Origin of the sequence: Klebsiella sp. LTGPAF-6F (genome assembly GCF_001753185.1) — a bacterium.
Classification (GTDB): Bacteria; Pseudomonadota; Gammaproteobacteria; order Enterobacterales; family Enterobacteriaceae; genus Klebsiella; species Klebsiella michiganensis.
Window position 1 is genome coordinate 6,128,267 of the sequence record NZ_CP017450.1, and the last position, 18,527, is coordinate 6,146,793.

The 18,527-nt window shown below is 55.0% G+C and carries 19 protein-coding genes; 12 read left to right on the forward strand and 7 right to left on the reverse strand.

What is annotated here, in order from left to right; genetic code table 11:
* Window positions 1-9 precede the first annotated feature (9 nt).
* From recF to dnaA, 3 genes are all read right to left on the reverse strand, one after another.
* On the reverse strand, window positions 10-1,083 hold the full coding sequence (gene recF, locus BJF97_RS28730; protein WP_032694288.1) for a DNA replication/repair protein RecF: 1,074 nt from the start codon (window positions 1,081-1,083) through the stop codon (window positions 10-12).
* 148 nt (window positions 1,084-1,231) lie between these two features.
* On the reverse strand, window positions 1,232-2,332 hold the full coding sequence (gene dnaN, locus BJF97_RS28735) for a DNA polymerase III subunit beta (RefSeq protein ID WP_004107206.1): 1,101 nt from the start codon (window positions 2,330-2,332) through the stop codon (window positions 1,232-1,234).
* A gap of 4 nt (window positions 2,333-2,336) precedes the next feature.
* Complete coding sequence (gene dnaA, locus BJF97_RS28740; protein ID WP_004871826.1) at window positions 2,337-3,737, reverse strand: chromosomal replication initiator protein DnaA; 1,401 nt, start codon at window positions 3,735-3,737, stop codon at window positions 2,337-2,339.
* 322 nt (window positions 3,738-4,059) lie between these two features.
* On the opposite strand from dnaA, the gene BJF97_RS35735 reads away from it, so the two are divergent.
* The 11 genes from BJF97_RS35735 to BJF97_RS28780 all read left to right on the forward strand — a co-directional run bounded on the left by BJF97_RS35735 (window position 4,060) and on the right by BJF97_RS28780 (window position 12,523).
* Complete coding sequence (locus BJF97_RS35735; RefSeq protein WP_418271147.1) at window positions 4,060-4,140, forward strand: hypothetical protein; 81 nt, start codon at window positions 4,060-4,062, stop codon at window positions 4,138-4,140.
* Window positions 4,141-4,358: 218 nt separating this feature from the next.
* A complete protein-coding gene (gene rpmH, locus BJF97_RS33220; protein ID WP_004871828.1) occupies window positions 4,359-4,499 on the forward strand; it encodes a 50S ribosomal protein L34 in 141 nt (46 codons plus the stop codon).
* A 15-nt stretch (window positions 4,500-4,514) separates the two neighbouring features.
* Window positions 4,515-4,874, forward strand: coding sequence for a ribonuclease P protein component (rnpA, locus tag BJF97_RS28745; RefSeq protein ID WP_004871829.1), 360 nt, complete (start codon window positions 4,515-4,517; stop codon window positions 4,872-4,874).
* Window positions 4,838-5,095 (forward strand): membrane protein insertion efficiency factor YidD, encoded by a 258-nt coding sequence (gene yidD / locus BJF97_RS33225; RefSeq protein WP_004871831.1) that lies wholly within the window; start codon window positions 4,838-4,840, stop codon window positions 5,093-5,095. Before rnpA ends, yidD begins: the two co-directional genes overlap by 37 nt.
* A gap of 2 nt (window positions 5,096-5,097) precedes the next feature.
* Complete coding sequence (gene yidC / locus BJF97_RS28750; RefSeq protein WP_032694287.1) at window positions 5,098-6,744, forward strand: membrane protein insertase YidC; 1,647 nt, start codon at window positions 5,098-5,100, stop codon at window positions 6,742-6,744.
* A 93-nt stretch (window positions 6,745-6,837) separates the two neighbouring features.
* Window positions 6,838-8,202, forward strand: a complete 1,365-nt coding sequence (gene mnmE, locus BJF97_RS28755) for a tRNA uridine-5-carboxymethylaminomethyl(34) synthesis GTPase MnmE (RefSeq protein ID WP_032694286.1) — start codon at window positions 6,838-6,840, stop codon at window positions 8,200-8,202.
* A 133-nt stretch (window positions 8,203-8,335) separates the two neighbouring features.
* A complete protein-coding gene (locus BJF97_RS28760; protein ID WP_032694285.1) occupies window positions 8,336-8,743 on the forward strand; it encodes a GNAT family N-acetyltransferase in 408 nt (135 codons plus the stop codon).
* A gap of 179 nt (window positions 8,744-8,922) precedes the next feature.
* On the forward strand, window positions 8,923-10,107 hold the full coding sequence (locus BJF97_RS28765; RefSeq protein ID WP_032694284.1) for an MFS transporter: 1,185 nt from the start codon (window positions 8,923-8,925) through the stop codon (window positions 10,105-10,107).
* Window positions 10,076-11,035: an HTH-type transcriptional regulator YidZ gene (gene yidZ / locus BJF97_RS28770; protein ID WP_014227338.1), complete on the forward strand. Its 960-nt coding sequence runs from the start codon at window positions 10,076-10,078 to the stop codon at window positions 11,033-11,035. Before BJF97_RS28765 ends, yidZ begins: the two co-directional genes overlap by 32 nt.
* A gap of 146 nt (window positions 11,036-11,181) precedes the next feature.
* On the forward strand, window positions 11,182-11,919 hold the full coding sequence (locus BJF97_RS28775) for a 4'-phosphopantetheinyl transferase family protein (protein ID WP_014227339.1): 738 nt from the start codon (window positions 11,182-11,184) through the stop codon (window positions 11,917-11,919).
* Window positions 11,920-11,956: 37 nt separating this feature from the next.
* Window positions 11,957-12,523: an NADPH-dependent FMN reductase gene (locus BJF97_RS28780; RefSeq protein WP_014839858.1), complete on the forward strand. Its 567-nt coding sequence runs from the start codon at window positions 11,957-11,959 to the stop codon at window positions 12,521-12,523.
* Window positions 12,524-12,571: 48 nt separating this feature from the next.
* Here the strand turns inward: BJF97_RS28780 and adeP are convergent, their stop codons facing one another.
* Window positions 12,572-13,909 (reverse strand): adenine permease AdeP, encoded by a 1,338-nt coding sequence (gene adeP, locus BJF97_RS28785; protein ID WP_014839859.1) that lies wholly within the window; start codon window positions 13,907-13,909, stop codon window positions 12,572-12,574.
* A 167-nt stretch (window positions 13,910-14,076) separates the two neighbouring features.
* Here adeP and yieH point away from each other — a divergent pair, with 167 nt between their 5' ends.
* Window positions 14,077-14,742 (forward strand): 6-phosphogluconate phosphatase, encoded by a 666-nt coding sequence (gene yieH / locus BJF97_RS28790; protein ID WP_014227342.1) that lies wholly within the window; start codon window positions 14,077-14,079, stop codon window positions 14,740-14,742.
* Window positions 14,743-14,797: 55 nt separating this feature from the next.
* On the opposite strand, the gene BJF97_RS28795 is transcribed toward yieH, so the two are convergent.
* From BJF97_RS28795 to BJF97_RS28805, 3 genes are read right to left on the reverse strand one after another with little or no spacing between them, the layout of a single operon-like run.
* Window positions 14,798-15,520 carry a glucosamine-6-phosphate deaminase gene (locus BJF97_RS28795; RefSeq protein WP_014227343.1) on the reverse strand — a complete coding sequence of 241 codons (723 nt, stop codon included), beginning with the start codon at window positions 15,518-15,520 and terminating at the stop codon, window positions 14,798-14,800.
* A gap of 54 nt (window positions 15,521-15,574) precedes the next feature.
* Window positions 15,575-16,741 (reverse strand): alpha/beta hydrolase-fold protein, encoded by a 1,167-nt coding sequence (locus BJF97_RS28800; protein WP_032694283.1) that lies wholly within the window; start codon window positions 16,739-16,741, stop codon window positions 15,575-15,577.
* 41 nt (window positions 16,742-16,782) lie between these two features.
* Window positions 16,783-18,429 carry a carbohydrate porin gene (locus BJF97_RS28805; RefSeq protein ID WP_014227345.1) on the reverse strand — a complete coding sequence of 549 codons (1,647 nt, stop codon included), beginning with the start codon at window positions 18,427-18,429 and terminating at the stop codon, window positions 16,783-16,785.
* Window positions 18,430-18,527: the final 98 nt, after the last annotated feature.

The window sequence follows — 18,527 nt, forward strand, 5'->3', positions numbered from 1 at the left end:
CATCTTAGGTTAATCCGCTATTTTACCCTTTTCCACGGTAAACATCTTCGAATTTTCGTCCGACATGTCCATAACGTGTTCAGCGCTAATGGCGCTGACGAAAACCTGCGACTGCGTGGCTTTTAAGCGGCTGGCCAGCAGCCCGCGCCGCGCGTCGTCAAGTTCCGAGGCAAAATCATCTATCAGGTACAGGCAGCGCCGCCCGCTTTCACGGGTCAGAAACTCGCCTTGCGCCAGTCGTAGGGCGCACATCAGCAGCTTAAGCTGCCCGCGTGACAATGTATCCTCTACCGGCGCGCCGTCGGCACGAATGCGGAAATCCGCTTTGTGCGGGCCGTGGGCGGTATAGGTTAGCATGCGGTCGCGTTCGAAATTTCGCTCCAGCACCTCGGCATAATCCGTTTCTTTCTCCCAGCCGCGCTGGAAAGAGAAGGTGAGAGCAAACTCCGGTAAAAACTGCCGACAGGTATCCGCCATGTCTTCGACGATAGCGGCACTGTATTCGGCCCGCCAGCGGCTGATTTGCTCCGCCAGCGGTATCAGCTCCAGATCCCAGGGCCGCAGCTGTGCATAGCGGCTGACCTGACGCAGCGCGGCGTTGCGCTGCTTCACCAGGCGCTTCAGGTTGCTCCAGGCGGTAAAGAATCCGGCTTCGTTGTGGAAGCATCCCCAGTCAAGGAACGCTCTTCTGTATTTGGGGCCGCCGTTGAGTAAAGTAAACCCCTCGGGCGTAATCAGCTGCATCGGCATCAGGTGCGCCAGCTCCGCCACTTTATGCCCGTCAGTGCCGTCGATACGAACCTTGCTGTCGCCCTGCTTATCTTTCGTCAGGCCGATGGCGACTTCTCGCTCTTCGCCCTGCAGGCGACCGTGCAGGACAAAGGACTCCTGCTCGTGACGAATCACGCGGCCAATCTGCAAACTACGAAACGCCCGACCATGGCCAAGCGTGTAGATAGCTTCAAGTACGCTGGTTTTGCCGCTGCCGTTGGCGCCAACCAGGAAGTTAAAGCCGGGGGATAGGGCGAGATCCGCATTTTCAATATTGCGGAAGTCTTTGATTAGAAGTCGGGATAGCGACATATCAGCTCGTCATCATTCAAGGGGCGTAGGTGTCGCAGCCAGTTCGTCTACCGCCAGCGCGCAGAAAGCGGAGCGTACACGAAGTACGTGAGCATTTCGAGCACTGCCGGAAGGCGAAATGGCAAGTAAACCAGCCCCTTTGCAGATTCTACAATCGCATGGGCATGACGACATAGGCTGCGGATTGGGAAGCCGCATCCTCAATCTGCACGCTCGACACGGAATCGGTCAGCAGAATACGCACATTCTCGCACTTCAGCGCGTTAAGCACATCCAGTACATAGCTGACGTTAAAGCCGATTTCCATCTCAGTCCCGGCATAGGTGACGTCCAGAATCTCTTCCGCTTCTTCCTGTTCCGGGTTATTGGCGGTGATTTTCAGCTGATTTTCACTGACGTAAAGGCGCACGCCGCGGAATTTTTCGTTAGAAAGAATAGCCGCGCGGGCAAAGGCCTGCTTGAGAATATCGCAGCCGGCGTCCAGGTGCTTATCCGGATTTTTCGGTAGTACGCGGCGATAGTCAGGGAAACGACCATCCACCAGCTTTGAAGTGAAGATAAAGTCGCCAACGTGAGCGCGGATATTGTTGCTGCCGATCTGCACGCGCAGCGGGGTATCGCCGCCGTCGAGCATACGCATCAGCTCAATCACGCCTTTACGCGGTACGATCACCGAATGATTGGGCAGGGACTCTTCCAGCGGCATCGAGCAAACCGCCAGGCGGTGGCCGTCGGTCGCCACGGTGCGCAGTTCGCTGCCTTCGGTTTCAAACAGCATGCCGTTCAAGTAATAGCGAACGTCCTGGTGAGCCATCGAAAACTGCGTCGCCTCGATCAGGCGCTTCATGGTCGCCTGCGGCAGGGTAAATTCAACTTCGCTCTGCCAGTCATCAAGGTTGGGGAAATCCGCTGCTGGCAGCGTAGAGAGCGAGAAGCGGCTGCGACCGGAACGCACCAGCATACGTTCGCCTTCCAGCTGTACCGCAATCTCTGCGCCTTCAGGCAGGCCGCGGCAGATATCAAAAAATTTACGCGCCGGAACGGTTGTTGCTCCCGCTTCGTGCGGCTGAATCAGCGCAACGCGCGCGACCATTTCCATTTCCAGATCGGTACCGGTCAGCGACAGAGCGCCATCGGTAACCTGAAGGAGCAGGTTGCCAAGAATCGGTAGCGTCGGACGACCACCTAAAGGACCGCTCACCTGTTGCAGCGGTTTTAATAAATGTTCACGTTCTACGGTAAATTTCATAGCGTCACGAGGATAATGTTCTGATTAAATTGGAAAAATCTTCTTTGATATCGTGGCTTTCTTCACGCAGTTGCTCAATCTTACGGCAAGCGTGCAGGACGGTGGTATGGTCGCGGCCGCCAAACGCATCGCCGATTTCCGGCAGACTGTGGTTGGTCAGCTCTTTTGCCAGCGCCATCGCCATCTGGCGGGGGCGCGCCACCGAACGGGAGCGGCGTTTAGACAGCAGGTCCGCTACCTTAATTTTGTAATACTCCGCCACCGTCTTTTGAATATTGTCGATGGTGACCAGTTTTTCCTGCAAAGCCAACAGATCGCGCAGCGCTTCGCGTACGAAATCGATGGTGATCGCCCGGCCGGTAAAGTTGGCGTTGGCGATAACGCGGTTCAGCGCCCCTTCCAGCTCACGTACGTTAGAGCGCAGGCGCTTGGCAATGAAGAACGCCACTTCGCCCGGCAGGCGGATGTCGTTTTCATCGGCTTTTTTCATCAGGATCGCCACGCGGGTTTCCAGCTCAGGCGGCTCGATCGCAACCGTCAGCCCCCAGCCGAAGCGTGATTTCAGACGATCTTCAACCCCGTTGATCTCCTTCGGATAGCGATCCGACGTCAGGATGATCTGCTGATTGCCTTCCAGCAGGGCGTTAAAGGTGTGGAAAAACTCTTCCTGCGAGCGCTCTTTATTAGCAAAAAACTGAATGTCATCGATCAGCAGTGCGTCAACGGAGCGGTAATAGCGCTTAAATTCTTCAATGGCGTTGTTTTGCAGGGCTTTTACCATGTCCTGTACAAAACGCTCGGAGTGCATGTAAACCACTTTCGCATTGGGTTTACGCGCCACAATTCCGTTACCTACCGCATGTAAAAGGTGCGTTTTACCCAGGCCGGTGCCGCCATAAAGAAACAGCGGGTTGTACGCGCCGCCGGGATTATCCGCAACCTGACGCGCCGCCGCGCGAGCCAGCTGGTTGGATTTACCTTCGACGAAGTTATCAAACGTATGTTTGACGTTGACGTTAGAGCGGTAGGTCGGTTCTGCCGGCGCCGGAACGTTATCCCAGCCCGGACGCACGATAGTGGGCGCAACGCGCGCCGTCTGGATCTGCTGCGCAGGCGCTGCGGCCGCAACGCTTACCGTACCTCTCTGCATCTGAACGGCAGGCTTAGCGCCCACCTCAAACCGCAGCTGTGGGGCATCCGCACCGCAAAAATCATTGAGGAGTCCATTGATATTATTGAGGTATTTATCCCTTACCCAATCGAGCACAAAACGGTTTGGCGCATACAGTGCCAGCGTGTTATCGCTCAATTCCGCCTGCAAAGGGCGTATCCACATGCTGAATTCTGTGGCTGGTAACTCATCCTGCAATCGGGCAAGACACTGCTGCCAAAGCGAAAGTGACACGGCGGACTCCACTCGAACAAAAATCGATATATAAAGAGAAACTGAAACAATCGTGATTGTTGGCACACGTCGACAAGACCCTGCATAGCCGAAAAGCCCCTGCACAAAAGGGGTGACGTGCGAACCGCTATCTGCGGTTATTACCCGATGCGGATCTCTGGATCCCGATCGGGACCGGGGATCATAGCCTAAACTGAGAAAGAGATCTTGTGTTTCTCAACAGATTCTTCCCGATTTATCCACAGGAAGGATCGAAGCTGGGTAAGTGTAATCGATCCTGGCTGGAGTGGGGCACGATTTCAGCCGCATATTGGAAAAATTAATGAACTATCCTGGTTTTGGGCTTAATCGATCTAACAAAGATCCTTTGCGATCCTTGCGCTTTATCCACCAGGTCGTATAATCCACCACCCGGCGCGTAAAGCCCGTTTTCCGCAGCGTGCCATCGCCTGTTTTTTGTGCGGCAAGGTGCGAGAAATAAGGAAAGAGAATTGACTCCGGAGTGTACAATTATTACAATCCGGCCTCTTTAATCACCCACGCTGAGGCGTAGGCCGTTCGAAATTCGTTCGGATTTACGCGAAAGTCAGTGAAATTATTCAAGTTTAGGTAGAAATCGCCATGAAACGCACTTTTCAACCGTCTGTACTGAAGCGCAACCGTTCTCACGGCTTCCGTGCTCGTATGGCTACTAAAAATGGTCGTCAGGTTCTGGCACGTCGTCGTGCTAAAAGCCGCGCTCGTCTGACCGTTTCCAAGTAATAAAGCTAACCCTGAGTGGTTAAGCTCGCATTTCCCAGGGAGTTACGCTTGTTAACTCCCAGTCATTTCACTTTCGTCTTCCAGCAGCCATTACGGGCTGGCACGCCGCAAATCACCATCCTCGGCCGCCAAAATTCGCTGGGGCATCCCCGCATCGGTCTTACCGTCGCCAAGAAAAACGTCAAGCGCGCGCATGAACGCAATCGGATTAAACGTCTGACGCGTGAAAGCTTCCGTTTACGTCAACATGAACTCCCGCCAATGGATTTCGTGGTGGTGGCGAAGAAAGGGGTTGCCGACCTCGATAACCGTGCTCTCTCGGAAGCGTTGGAAAAATTATGGCGCCGCCACTGTCGCCTGGCTCGCGGGTCCTGATAGGCCTGATTCGGGTCTATCAGCGCCTGATTAGTCCGCTACTCGGGCCGCACTGTCGTTTCACGCCGACCTGTTCTCAATACGGAATTGAGGCATTGCGCAGGTTTGGATTGATAAAAGGCAGTTGGTTGACGGTGAAACGCGTATTAAAATGCCACCCTTTACACCCTGGTGGTGACGATCCCGTCCCGCCTGGACCATTTGATACCAGAGAACACTAACGATGGATTCGCAACGCAATCTTCTTATCATCGCTTTGTTGTTCGTGTCTTTCATGATCTGGCAAGCCTGGGAGCAGGATAACAATCCTCAACCCCAGCAGCAGACCACGCAGACAACGACCACAGCAACGGGTAGCGCCGCCGACCAGGGCGTACCGGCCAGTGGCCAGGGGAAACTGATTACGGTAAAAACCGATGTGCTTGACCTGACCATCAACACCCGCGGTGGTGATGTTGAGCAAGCGCTGCTTCTGGATTATCCGAAAGAGCTGAAGTCAACTGAGCCGTTCCAGCTTCTGGAAACCACGCCGCAGTTTACCTATCAGGCGCAGAGCGGCCTGACCGGTCGTGATGGCCCGGACAACCCGGCTAACGGACCGCGTCCGTTGTATAACGTCGATAAAGATGCGTTTGTGATGGCTGATGGCCAGAACGAAATCGTCATTCCTCTGACGTACACCGATAAAGCAGGCAACGTATTCAACAAAACTTTCACCCTGAAGCGCGGTGAATATGCGGTGAACGTCGGCTATAGCGTGCAGAACGCCAGCGAAAAACCGCTGGAACTGTCGACCTTTGGCCAGCTGAAGCAAACCGCCAACCTGCCGACGCATCGCGACACGCAGACCGGCGGTCTGACGACAATGCACACCTTCCGTGGCGCGGCGTACTCAACGTCTGAAACGAAGTACGAAAAATACAAATTCGATACTATCGTCGATAACGAAAACCTGAACGTCAGCACCAAAAACGGCTGGGTTGCCATGCTGCAGCAGTACTTTACTACCGCATGGGTTCCGCAGAACACCGGTACTAACAACTTCTACACCGCGAATCTCGGCAACGGTATTGTGGCAATCGGCTACAAATCTCAGCCGGTTCTGGTGCAGCCGGGTCAAACCGATAAGCTGGAAAGCACCCTGTGGGTCGGCCCGGCTATTCAGGACAAAATGGCCGCCGTTGCGCCGCATCTTGACCTGACCGTCGACTACGGCTGGCTGTGGTTTATCTCTCAGCCGCTGTTCAAACTGCTGAAATGGATCCATAGCTTCCTGGGCAACTGGGGCTTCTCCATCATCGTCATCACCTTTATCGTTCGTGGCATCATGTACCCGCTGACTAAAGCGCAGTACACCTCCATGGCGAAGATGCGTATGCTGCAGCCGAAGATTCAGGCAATGCGCGAGCGTCTGGGCGACGACAAGCAGCGTCAAAGCCAGGAAATGATGGCCCTGTATAAAGCTGAGAAGGTTAACCCGCTGGGTGGCTGCTTCCCGCTGATTATCCAGATGCCAATCTTCCTTGCGCTGTACTACATGCTGAGCGCCTCGGTTGAACTGCGTCATGCGCCGTTTATCCTGTGGATCCACGACCTGTCTGCGCAAGACCCGTACTACATCCTGCCGATCATCATGGGCGCGACGATGTTCTTCATCCAGAAGATGTCTCCGACCACCGTGACCGACCCGATGCAGCAGAAGATCATGACCTTTATGCCGGTCATCTTCACGGTGTTCTTCCTGTGGTTCCCGTCCGGTCTGGTGGTTTACTATATCGTCAGCAACCTGGTCACCATTATTCAGCAGCAGCTGATTTACCGTGGTCTGGAGAAACGTGGCCTGCATAGCCGCGAGAAGAAAAAATCCTGATACTCTTGAATTATTTTGAGTATTTACGGTAACGTTAATGCCAGAGAAGGCGGTCATTAGACCGCCTTTTTTACATCTACATAGAGAGTCACCATGAGCCATAACGACACTATCGTCGCCCAGGCAACCCCACCGGGACGCGGTGGTGTGGGCATTCTGCGCATCTCTGGCCTGAAGGCGCGCGACGTTGCGCAGGCGGTGCTGGGCAAGCTGCCGAAGCCGCGCTATGCCGACTACCTGCCGTTTAAAGACAGCGACGGCAGCGCGCTGGATCAGGGGATTGCGCTGTGGTTCCCCGGCCCGAACTCCTTTACCGGCGAAGACGTGCTGGAGCTTCAGGGCCACGGCGGCCCCGTTATCCTCGACCTGCTTCTGAAACGCATTCTGACGCTGCCGGGCGTGCGCATCGCCAGGCCCGGCGAGTTCTCCGAGCGCGCGTTTTTAAACGACAAGCTCGACCTGGCACAGGCAGAAGCCATTGCCGACCTGATCGACGCCAGCTCCGAGCAGGCGGCGCGTTCTGCGCTGAATTCGCTGCAGGGCGCATTCTCCACTCGCGTAAACCATCTTGTGGAAGCGCTGACGCACCTGCGCATCTACGTGGAAGCGGCCATTGATTTCCCGGACGAGGAGATCGACTTCCTCTCCGATGGCAAAATCGAAGCCCAGCTAAACGACGTTATCGCCGATCTTGACGCCGTGCGCGCCGAAGCGCGCCAGGGCAGCCTGCTGCGCGAAGGGATGAAGGTCGTCATTGCCGGGCGGCCGAACGCCGGGAAATCAAGCCTGCTGAACGCGCTGGCGGGCCGGGAGGCGGCTATCGTCACCGATATTGCCGGTACCACCCGCGACGTGCTGCGCGAGCATATCCATATCGACGGTATGCCGCTGCACATCATTGATACCGCCGGCCTGCGCGATGCGAACGATGAGGTCGAACGTATCGGCATCGAACGCGCCTGGCAGGAGATTGAACAAGCCGATCGCGTGCTGTTTATGGTCGATGGTACCACCACCGATGCGACCGATCCGGCAGATATCTGGCCAGATTTTATCGCCCGTCTACCGAAAAACCTGCCGATTACCGTGGTGCGCAACAAGGCGGATATCACCGGCGAAACGCTGGGGATGAGCGAAGTGAATGACCACTCACTTGTTCGCCTTTCGGCGCGTACCGGCGAGGGCGTAGACGTGCTGCGTAATCATCTCAAGCAGAGCATGGGCTTTGAAACCAATATGGAAGGCGGCTTTCTGGCGCGCCGCCGCCATCTGCAGGCGCTGTCCGACGCCGCAGAGCATCTTCAGCAGGGTAAAGCGCAGCTGCTGGGCGCCTGGGCTGGCGAGCTGCTGGCGGAAGAGCTGCGCCTGGCCCAGCAGAGCCTGAGCGAAATCACCGGCGAGTTTACCTCCGACGACCTGCTGGGACGCATTTTCTCAAGTTTCTGTATCGGTAAATAAGCTCAGTATGTGAGCATTGACTAACCCGCCTTAACGTCCTGTTAAAGCGGGTTAATTATTTTCTTTTAGCGTCTTCACGGCGTATCGCTTTGTCTATTACCCTTATCGGTACCCCCACTTACCGGATACGACAATGATGGCTGATTACACCTTTATTGATACCGTCCCTTCGGCGGAAGATTTTTGTCGCCTGCGCGTCATATCAGGTATGTCGCCGCGCCCGCTGGAAGGCGCCCGAGCGGGTCTGCCGCGTAGCTGCTACGGCGTGCATGTCCTCTATGCGGGCGTGCCCGTTGGTATGGGACGCATCGTCGGCGACGGCGCGCTGAACTTTGAAATCGTCGACGTCGCCGTGGACCCGGCCCATCAGGGAAAAGGTCTCGGTCGCCAGATCATGCAGAAAATCGTCGCCTGGCTGGATGAAAACGCGGTTAAAGGGGCATACGTCTCGCTGGTGGCGGATGTTCCCGAACTGTACGCCAAATTTGGGTTTTCCAGCGTCAGGCCAGAAAGTGAAGGTATGGCCAAGATCTGGAAATAATGCGGGACGCGATCGCTTGATTGGAAATATCAAAAAGCGATATAAAAACAAATAATTAAATTATCTCCGCACATCTTTCAACCGTTTTTCCTCCCGGGAAATCGTTGTTGTCCAAATGGCAACTCGTACTCCCGCACGAACCCCACTATTCTGTACGGCATTCTTATGCGAGGGGTTCTATGGCACGCTTTCTTATCTGCAGTTTTGCGCTGGTTCTGCTTTATCCATCCGGCATCGATATGTATCTGGTCGGTCTGCCGCGCATTGCGCAGGATCTGGGGGCCAGTGAAGCGCAGCTGCATATCGCCTTTTCGGTTTATCTGGCGGGAATGGCCGCGGCGATGCTGTTTGCGGGTCGTATCGCCGATAAATCAGGGCGCAAGCCGGTGGCGATTTTCGGTGCCGTGGTCTTCATACTGGCCTCCCTTCTCTGCTCGCAGGCGCAGGTCAGCGCCCACTTCCTGGCTGGGCGTTTTATTCAGGGGATTGGCGCGGGCAGCTGCTACGTCGTCGCCTTTGCGGTGCTGCGCGATACCCTCGACGATCGCCGCCGGGCGAAGGTACTTTCCCTCCTTAACGGTATCACCTGCATTATTCCGGTTCTGGCGCCGGTACTCGGCCACCTGATTATGCTGAAATACCCGTGGCAGAGCCTGTTCTATACCATGACAGGCATGGGCGTTCTGGTGGGACTGCTCTCGGTCTTTATCTTGCGGGAAACGCGCCCCACAGCCGCGCCACATGCGGCGATGCAGCAAAATAATGTCCCCGAGTCGCTGCTTAACCGCTTTTTTCTCAGCCGAATAATCATAACCACCCTGAGCGTGACGGCTATCCTGACTTACGTTAACGTCTCCCCGGTGCTCATGATGGAAGTGATGGGCTTCGATCGCGGCACCTATTCCATGGCGATGGCGCTAATGGCGCTTGTTAGCATGGTGGTGTCGTTCTCAACGCCGTTCGCTTTGACGCTATTTAAGCCCCGCACCCTGATGCTGACCTCGCAGGTGCTGTTCTTTATCGCCGGCGTGCTGCTGAGCCTCTCCACCAGCCAGACGATGACGATGCTGGGTCTGGGGCTGATTTGCGCCGGGTTCTCCGCCGGCTTTGGCGTAGCAATGAGTCAGGCCCTTGGGCCATTCACCCTGCGCGCCGGCGTGGCGAGTTCTGTTTTGGGAATTGCTCAGGTCTGCGGCTCTTCACTGTGGATTTGGCTGGCGGCTATCATCGGACTCAGCGCGATGAATATGCTGATCGGGATACTTATTGCCTGTAGCATAGTGAGCATTGTTCTGATTATGGTCACCTCTCCGGCGCGGGCCGCGCAACGCTATGAAGAAACCCCTGTCGAGTCTCGATCTTAACCTGCTGCTGTGCCTGCAGCTCTTAACCCAGGAGCTCAGCGTCACCCGCACGGCGAAGCGGATGAACGTTTCGCCGTCGGCGGTGAGTAAATCGCTGGCTAAACTGCGCGTCTGGTTTGACGATCCGCTGTTTGTCAAAACGCCTCTGGGACTGTCACCCACGCCGCTGATGAGCAGTATGGAGCAGGATCTGGCGGACTGGATGCAGATGGGTAATCAGATCCTCGATAAGCCTCATCACACCATGCCGAGCGGGTTAAAGTTTGAGCTGGCGGCAGAGTCGCCGCTGCTGATGATCCTGCTGAATACGCTTTCGCAGCGGATCTACCAGCGCTATCCGCAGGCGCTGATCCGCCTGCGTAACTGGGATTATGATTCGCTGGATGCGATTATTCGCGGTGAAGTCGACATCGGTTTTTGCGGCCGGGAAACCCATCCTCGCTCCCGTGAACAGCTCAGCCTGCTGCCCTGGTATATCGATTTTGAAATCCTGTTTACCGATCTCCCGCAGGTATGGCTGCGCGCCGATCATCCCGCGCTGAACGAAGAGTGGGATCTGGACACTTTCCTGCGTTATCCGCATATCAATATCTGTTGGGAACAAAGCGATACCTGGGCGCTGGATGATGTTCTGCACGATCTGGGGCATAAACGCACCGTGGCGTTGACCGTTCCGGGTTTTGAGCAGTCGCTGTTTATGGCGGCCCAGCCTCATCATACGATGTTGGCCACCGCCCCGCGCTATTGCCAGCGTTACAATCAACAGCACCATCTGCCGCTGGTTTCACTCCCGTTGCCGCTGGAGCCGTCCCAGCTGGAGAAAATACGCGTTCCCTTCACCCTCCTGTGGCATAAGCGCAACAGCTACAATCCGAAGATCGTCTGGCTGCGAGAAACGCTCAGGCAGCTCTATGTTGAACCGCTCTAGCGTTGGATTAGCCCGTCTTGCGCAATAAATTGTAAAATTTATGCAATTTATTGCGCAAGGAGTGATTTCCGCATAAAAACCTGGCAATTCTGAGCGATAATATAATTCGCAATTTTTATCATTGACCATTAATCACGGAGCGACGAATGGCAACGCATTTTGCAAGAGGGATACTCAACACCCGGGAACCGCTATCAACACGCCTGTCAGCGGCCTGTCATCAATCCGCCAGCCGCCTGCCTGAGTACCGACAAAGCCGCTATCGCGCATCACGGTCACTCCTCGCAGAACTCCTCTTTATGCTGTACGGCATCAGCGAACTTCCTGAAATTATTGACGAAGAGAATGGAAAACCCGCTTTCCGCGACGAAAATCTCCCGCGTTTTTCCATCTCCTATGCCGGGAATATTGTCGGCGTCGCGTTATCCACCGAAGGTGATTGCGGCCTGGATATGGAATTACCGCACGCCTCCCGCAGTTTACATGCCTCGCCCGACGCCGACCGCTACGTCTTTAACAGTAATGAGCGGGTATGGATTAGCAACCAGCACGATCCTGATGAAGCGCGCGCTCAGCTTGACGCACTCCGCAAAAGCGTCATGAAACTGACCGGTGAAAACGCCGTTAACCTCCAGCTTCTTCCGGGCTCCGGACGATTACGGACAAGCGGGACGCAGTCAATCGAAGCGGTGTGCGATGCCGAAACGGTGCTGGTCTGGTCCATCGCCGCCAGTCCGGATATCGGCCAGCTGAAAGTCTGGGAATATAATGGTAAAGAGGGCTGGCGCAGCCTGCCCGACGCGCAGGCTCGCGCCAAAGAGCCGTCCGCCCGGCTGATGCGTTTCACTCATTTACCGGTAGAAAAAGCCTTCTCCCTCAACTGACCGGATAACCCGGCCATCATGATGCAAAGGAGCAATCATGTCTGATACGTTGAAAGTTGTTACGTTACTCGGAAGTCTGCGCAAAGGCTCTTTTAATGCCATGGTCGCGCATACCCTCCCCGGCATCGCACCCGCAGGAATGGCGGTTTCCGCGTTACCGTCCATTGGCGATATTCCTCTCTATGATGCCGACGTCCAGCAGGAAGAGGGATTTCCACAAAGCGTTCAGGATATCGCTCAGCAAATTCGCGAGGCTGATGGTGTGGTTATCGTTACGCCGGAATATAACTACTCGGTTCCCGGCGGTCTGAAAAACGCCATTGACTGGCTGTCTCGCCTGCCGGAACAGCCGCTGGCCGGTAAGCCGGTACTGATTCAAACCAGTTCAATGGGGGCTATTGGCGGTGCGCGCTGTCAGTATCATCTGCGTCAGATTCTGGTATTCCTCGACGCCATGGTGATGAATAAGCCCGAATTTATGGGCGGCGTGATTCAGAACAAAGTGGATCCGCAGGAGGGGAAAGTCGTCGATCAGAGTACACTCGACCATCTGTCCGGACAGCTTAGCGCTTTTGCCGAATATATTCAGCGGGTTAAAGCCTGATAGACGCCGTCACTCTCGCCAGAACGGCTGAGTGTGACGGCGCGGGTATTAATGCGCGTCAATAAATACAATTTTCAGCACAAACAGCAGCGAAACCACAATCACGCATGGGCTGAGGTCGCGCAGTCGACCGGTACCGATCTTCATTACGCAGTAAGAGATAAAGCCTAAGGCAATACCTTCCGTAATGGAGAAGCTAAACGGCATCATCACGGCGGTAATAAACGCCGGCACTGATTCGGTTAAATCATCCCACTTCACGCGCGCCAGGCTGGAGGTCATCAGGACGCCAACGTAAATCAGCGCGCCGGCTGCGGCATAGGCCGGGACCATACCCGCCAGCGGTGACAGGAAGATCACCAGCAGGAACAAGAGACCAACGACCACGGCGGTTAAGCCGGTACGTCCGCCTACGGAAACGCCCGAGGAAGATTCAATATAGGCGGTTACGGAAGAGGTGCCGATAAAGGAGCCCGCAACGGACGAGACGCTATCGACAAACAGCGCCTGCTTCATCCGCGGGAACTTGCCCTGCGCATCGGCCAGACCGGCTTTATCGGTCACGCCGATCAGGGTGCCGGAGGAGTCGAACAGGTTCACCAGCATAAACGAGAAGATCACGCCCGCCAGGCCGAGATTCAGCGAGCCTGCCAGGTCAACATGCCCAATGACCGTCGTGACGCTCGGCGGCATGGATACGATGCCGGTGTAGTGAACGTCGCCCAGCAGCCAGCCCAGCAGCGTGGTAACCACGATAGAAACCAGCACCGCGGCGTGGATGTTGCGGGAAGCCAGAATCGCAATAATAAAGAAGCCAAGAATGCCCAGCAGTACGCTGTGGGACGTCAGGTTGCCGATGCTCACCAGGGTTTCCGGGTTGGCGACGATCACGCCGGCGTTCTTCAGGCCCATCATACCGATGAACAGGCCAATACCGCTGGTGATACCGATACGCAGGCTAACCGGGATATTGGCGATCATCCAGTAGCGTACGCGGAAAATCGTCAACAGTAGCAGGCCAACCGCCCCCCAGAAAATCGCGCCCATCCCGACCTGCCACGGCAGGCCCATTGCCTGTACCACGACAAACGCAAAGAAGGCGTTCAGTCCCATCGCCGGCGCCAGGGCCACCGGAAGGTTAGCGAACAGGCCCATCATGATGCTGCCGAACGCGGCGATCAGACAGGTTGTGACGAACACGGCGCTGGTATCCATACCCGCCACGCCGAGGATCTGTGGGTTAACAAAAACGATGTACACCATTGTCAGAAAAGTGGTGAAACCTGCAATCGCTTCGGTGCGTGCCGTCGTGCCGTGTTCACGTAGTTTGAACACGCGCTCCAGCAGACCCGGGCCAGATGACTGGCTGGTTTGTTGTTGACTCATTATCGGTTTCCGAACAAAGGAGGGAAAATTCGTCGCTATCCTATACCAAAATGCGACAATAAGGGCGGTTGTGAGATACTTTTTTTCATCGATTTTGCTTATACGGCAACGATTGCGTCTCACTAATCAGCAAGACGAAAACGTTAACTTATTAAAATGGAAACGACATGACCCAACCAGAAGCAGTATTTTTCGACTGTGACGGCACGCTGGTCGACAGCGAGGTGATCTGCTCCCGCGCCTACGTTCACATGTTCAGGGAATTCGGCATTACGCTGGATTTAGACGAGATTTTTAAGCGCTTCAAAGGCGTCAAGCTGTACGAGATTATCGACACCATTAACGCGGAGTACGGCGTTAATCTGGACAAGGCGACCCTTGAGCCGGTGTACCGCGATGAAGTCGCGCGCCTGTTTGATACTGAACTGGAAGTCATTTCTGGCGCACAGGCGCTGCTGGACGCGGTCAACGTGCCGATGTGCGTGGTCTCCAACGGCCCGGTGAGCAAAATGCAGCACTCTCTCGGTAAAACCGCAATGCTGCACCATTTCCCGGAGCGTCTGTACAGCGGCTACGATATCCAGCGCTGGAAGCCCGATCCGGCCCTGATGCTGCATGCCGCAAAAGCGATGAACGTTAACGTCGAGAACTGCATTCTTGTCGACGACTCCAGCGCAGGCGCGCAGTCGGGGATCGCCGCCGGCATGGAAGTGTTCTACTTCTGCGCCGATCCGCATAATAAGCCGATCGAACATCCGAAAGTGACGACGTTTACCCGCCTCGAAGAGCTACCTGAGTTATGGCAGGCGCGCGGCTGGAATATAACGCGATAAACCTGGAGCGTAGCGCTATCAGGGCGCGTCCCGCCTGCGCTACGCTGAAAGTGGATTACGGTTGACTCAATTCCGCAGCCGCCGCTTTATCAGCCACAATCACCAGGGAAGGATGTAATTTCAACACCGAAGCCGGAACCCGCTCGCTGACTTCGCCTTCAATCACCTGCCTTAGCGCCTGCGCTTTTGCCGCGCCGCTGACGATAAGCAGCAGGTTTTTCGCCGCCATGACGCTTTTTGGCCCCATCGTGACGTAGCTATCCGGCACCGCAGAGAAGTCGCCGCCCATCTCGCCGTGAGCGACAAGATCCACCATATCGCCGACGATAGGGACTTCCACCGTCGCATCGTGGAAGCGCGTGGTATTCGGCAAATTACCGCAAAAATGGCCGTCAGCGCCGAGGCCCATCACTATCAGATCGAGGCCCCCTTCGTCCTGTAACCGCTGGTCGTGATGCCTGAAGTTTTCATGGCTGAGCGGGTGGATATTCTCTTCAGGGATTTGCGCGGGGGTGAAAAACAGGCTGCGCAGATTAGAAATGGTCACGCCTTCACGATCCTGTCCGCGGAACGGAATCTCGTCAAAGTTGTAATAATGGACCTGAGAATAGAACGATTTACCTTTAACCGCGTCCGTCAGATGTTCATACATTTTCTTCGGCGTACTTCCTGCCGTTACCGCCAGGTTCACCCTGCGCGGCGCGGTGATGTAGCCCAGAACGTGATGGCTGGCGACCAGGCTCATCTCGGCATAATCTTCCGTCACGATTAATTTCATATTGTCTCCCTCAAGGTATTGAAGATAAGGAGCCAGCGAACTGGCTCCTTCATGTTATTTGAACAACTTCTGTACAAATTCGGCGTAGGCGGGACGCCAGACGTCCATTTCATGGTTCAGGCCCGGATACTCATGGTAATCAAAGTTGATTTTCTGCTTCTCCAGCTCCGCTTTCAGCCCGGCGATATCCTTGCCGGTAACCACGTCTTTCTCGCCCACGACGACGGTAAAGTTACGCAGCTGCTTGTTGATCGCCTGTGGGTTGTGTAGCTGCGCCTCGACGCCGGCATCCGGTACCGTGGTTGTCGTTACGCCGCTGAACGTCGCCAGCCAGCCGAAGCTCTCCAGATGGTTCATTCCGGAGACCAGCGCCTGATAACCGCCCTGCGACAGCCCGGCAAGCGCCCGGCCGTCCGCGTCTTTACGCACGTTAAAGCGCGCATCAATCAGCGGAATAATATCGTTCATCAGCTCTTTATCAGCCGCTTTCGCATTCAGCGGATAGAAGGTTTTACGCCGCTCCTGCGGCGGGAAGTTTTCCGCAACCGCGTCAGGAATATCGGTTTCGGTATCCGGCACCACCACCAGCATGGGCTTGATTTTGCCTTCCGCCAGCAGGTTATCCATGATTTGCGGAATACGGCCCTGGTCGATGGCCGACAGTCCGCTGTCGCCAAAACCGTGATAGAAATAGAGCACCGGCAGCGGTTCGCCGGTACCGGTATAGCCTGGCGGCGTCCACACGTAGACGCGACGCTCAGCGTTCAGCGCCTTTGAATGATAGGTCAGGGTTCGTAGCTCGCCGTGAGCGACCGCGCGATCGTCAAGGATGCTGCCGGGGACCAGGATCAGGCTGGTATTCACCTGACGCTGTGGCTTCTGATAGCGGCTACCGGTATCGACGGAACGGAATCCGTCGACATCAAAATAGTATTCGTAGAGATTGGGAGCCAGCGCATCGCTTTTCCATGTCCAGACCCCCTGCTCATCTTTACTCATATCATGCGAGACAAAGGTATCCGGCGTTGCCCCCGTTACCACGGACACCCGTTTTGCATCCGGGGCAAACAGGCGGAAGGTGATACTCTTATCGGCGTTAACCTGGGTAATATACTGGCTGACCGGGATCGCCGCGCTCGGCGTGGCCGGAAACGGCGCGGCATGAGCGGTAAACGCCGCGCCCGCCAGCGCCAGAGCGAAGTAAATAGCATGTCGTTTCATCGTTAATCCTCTTTAGAATTTTGTCCTGACCGTTGCCAGCCTTACCACCAGATTTCAGCCTGAGCGCCAACGGCAAACTGATCGTTCTTACCATCTTCAAAAATGCTGCTGGTATTGCTGTTAGCCGCCTTATCCAGGTCGATATCCTTCGCTTTAATATAAGTCGCATAGAAACGAATTTCCGGGCGGGAGGTCAGCATACTGGTATTCACTTTAAAGGTATGGAACAGGGTAGTTTTGTAGCCGGATTCGTTATATTTCTTGCCGGTACTATCTTTGTTCTGCTGCTTGAAATAGCCCAATTCAACGCCGGTCTGATTATATTTATCCCAGATCCAGGCCGGGCGCACGACGGCGCGAAGAGACTCAAAATCGGAGTGCGCGCCGGTCTCGTAGCTGTAGACATCATTACCAAAGGAGTAAACGATGGCGTTCGCCATAATGATGTCATCACTCAAATAGGTTTCCCCCTGCGAGGTCAAGCGAACGGCGGTGCCGTTGGTATGATCGCCATAGTATCTGCCGTTGAATGTGGTATACGGGCTGGATCCCGCGTAGCGCGAGAAGCTGCTGGCGATGGAGTTATTTGCCAGCAGGAAGGAAAATTCGTTAAATCCGCCGTTATCAAATTTCTGCGTTAACGACGTCCCCGCCATCCAGGTATCTTTCCATTCATAATATCCATTATTACATTCATTATATTTCTCGGATGAGCTCTGATTTGCCGCGACATACCGGCCGCTGACCATCAATGACGCCTTATCCCAAAGCGGGATCTCTTTATAACGAATATCAATAGTATTGGTGTTAATTTGCTGGCTTTTGGTCAACGTACGGTTGTAGTCATCAACATCCTCGCGCACCAGCGCGATATCAAATTTACCCGCGCCCACTTTCCAGTTTTCAAGGCCAACGCCGGCTGCGGCATCGGTTCTTTGCGTTTTCCAGTCCAGCATCTGGATTTCAATTTTCGGCGCACCGTGCTTACCCACCCAGAAATCCGCTTCCGGCGCGAATGGCAGGAAACCTTTGGTGTTGACGTACATATCAGAGAACTGCATATAGTTCTCGCCGCCAGCGTTATCGCCAAACCAGCCGGAGGAATACTGCTGCCCGACGTTGCCGTCAAGCATCACGATCGCATCAACCCGCTTATTGCCTTCCTGATAGACCCGCTGCTTAAGTTGTAAATCAAACCAGCCCGAATATTCATTACCAAAGCGACCCAGCGAGCCAATCGCCCAGGACTTAGGTGAACCATGGGATGCGGTCCCCCAGCCGGAACGGTAATAGCCGTTATAGCTGAAGCCAATTTCATCCTTCACAAACTTGCTGAAATCCTTCATTGTCATCGAACTATAAATGGACTCGCCGTTAGCCGCGGGCTGTTCGTTTTTCACCAGAACCGCTGCCGGTTTTGCAGCGCCGCCGGCCGGTGCGGGTGCGCTGACAACCTGCGCGGACGCACTCTGCTCAGGTGCGCCAGGCTGCGTACTGGCAACCCAGAGTCGATTTCTGGCCTTCTCTTCATCTTGATATTTTTTTAGTTCGCTCTGCGTATCCTTAAGCGCCTTCTCCAGAAGCTCAAGACGCTGTTCAACGGTTAGCGATTCCGCCATAGCATGGGTTGTATAAGCGAGCGGCGCCATAATAAGTATGGCCGAGGTAATCAGATTTCTTTTAAACATAAGTTCCCTTTATATAAAAACAGGTGCAACTGAATATCGCGATAAAATGTCAACTAACGCGAAGGCGTATTTTTATTTTTCTATCGAATAAAGCTTGT

What these genes read in the sequence shown, in the direction of transcription:
- recF (WP_032694288.1), bottom strand. Translation starts at nt 1,083, where the DNA reads ATGTCGCTATCCCGACTTCTAATCAAAGACTTCCGCAATATTGAAAAT.
- dnaN (WP_004107206.1), bottom strand. Translation starts at nt 2,332, where the DNA reads ATGAAATTTACCGTAGAACGTGAACATTTATTAAAACCGCTGCAACAG.
- BJF97_RS35735 (WP_418271147.1), top strand. Translation starts at nt 4,060, where the DNA reads ATGAACTATCCTGGTTTTGGGCTTAATCGATCTAACAAAGATCCTTTG.
- rpmH (WP_004871828.1), top strand. Translation starts at nt 4,359, where the DNA reads ATGAAACGCACTTTTCAACCGTCTGTACTGAAGCGCAACCGTTCTCAC.
- yidD (WP_004871831.1), top strand. Translation starts at nt 4,838, where the DNA reads ATGGCGCCGCCACTGTCGCCTGGCTCGCGGGTCCTGATAGGCCTGATT.
- yidC (WP_032694287.1), top strand. Translation starts at nt 5,098, where the DNA reads ATGGATTCGCAACGCAATCTTCTTATCATCGCTTTGTTGTTCGTGTCT.
- mnmE (WP_032694286.1), top strand. Translation starts at nt 6,838, where the DNA reads ATGAGCCATAACGACACTATCGTCGCCCAGGCAACCCCACCGGGACGC.
- BJF97_RS28760 (WP_032694285.1), top strand. Translation starts at nt 8,336, where the DNA reads ATGATGGCTGATTACACCTTTATTGATACCGTCCCTTCGGCGGAAGAT.
- BJF97_RS28765 (WP_032694284.1), top strand. Translation starts at nt 8,923, where the DNA reads ATGGCACGCTTTCTTATCTGCAGTTTTGCGCTGGTTCTGCTTTATCCA.
- yidZ (WP_014227338.1), top strand. Translation starts at nt 10,076, where the DNA reads ATGAAGAAACCCCTGTCGAGTCTCGATCTTAACCTGCTGCTGTGCCTG.
- BJF97_RS28775 (WP_014227339.1), top strand. Translation starts at nt 11,182, where the DNA reads ATGGCAACGCATTTTGCAAGAGGGATACTCAACACCCGGGAACCGCTA.
- BJF97_RS28780 (WP_014839858.1), top strand. Translation starts at nt 11,957, where the DNA reads ATGTCTGATACGTTGAAAGTTGTTACGTTACTCGGAAGTCTGCGCAAA.
- adeP (WP_014839859.1), bottom strand. Translation starts at nt 13,909, where the DNA reads ATGAGTCAACAACAAACCAGCCAGTCATCTGGCCCGGGTCTGCTGGAG.
- yieH (WP_014227342.1), top strand. Translation starts at nt 14,077, where the DNA reads ATGACCCAACCAGAAGCAGTATTTTTCGACTGTGACGGCACGCTGGTC.
- BJF97_RS28795 (WP_014227343.1), bottom strand. Translation starts at nt 15,520, where the DNA reads ATGAAATTAATCGTGACGGAAGATTATGCCGAGATGAGCCTGGTCGCC.
- BJF97_RS28800 (WP_032694283.1), bottom strand. Translation starts at nt 16,741, where the DNA reads ATGAAACGACATGCTATTTACTTCGCTCTGGCGCTGGCGGGCGCGGCG.
- BJF97_RS28805 (WP_014227345.1), bottom strand. Translation starts at nt 18,429, where the DNA reads ATGTTTAAAAGAAATCTGATTACCTCGGCCATACTTATTATGGCGCCG.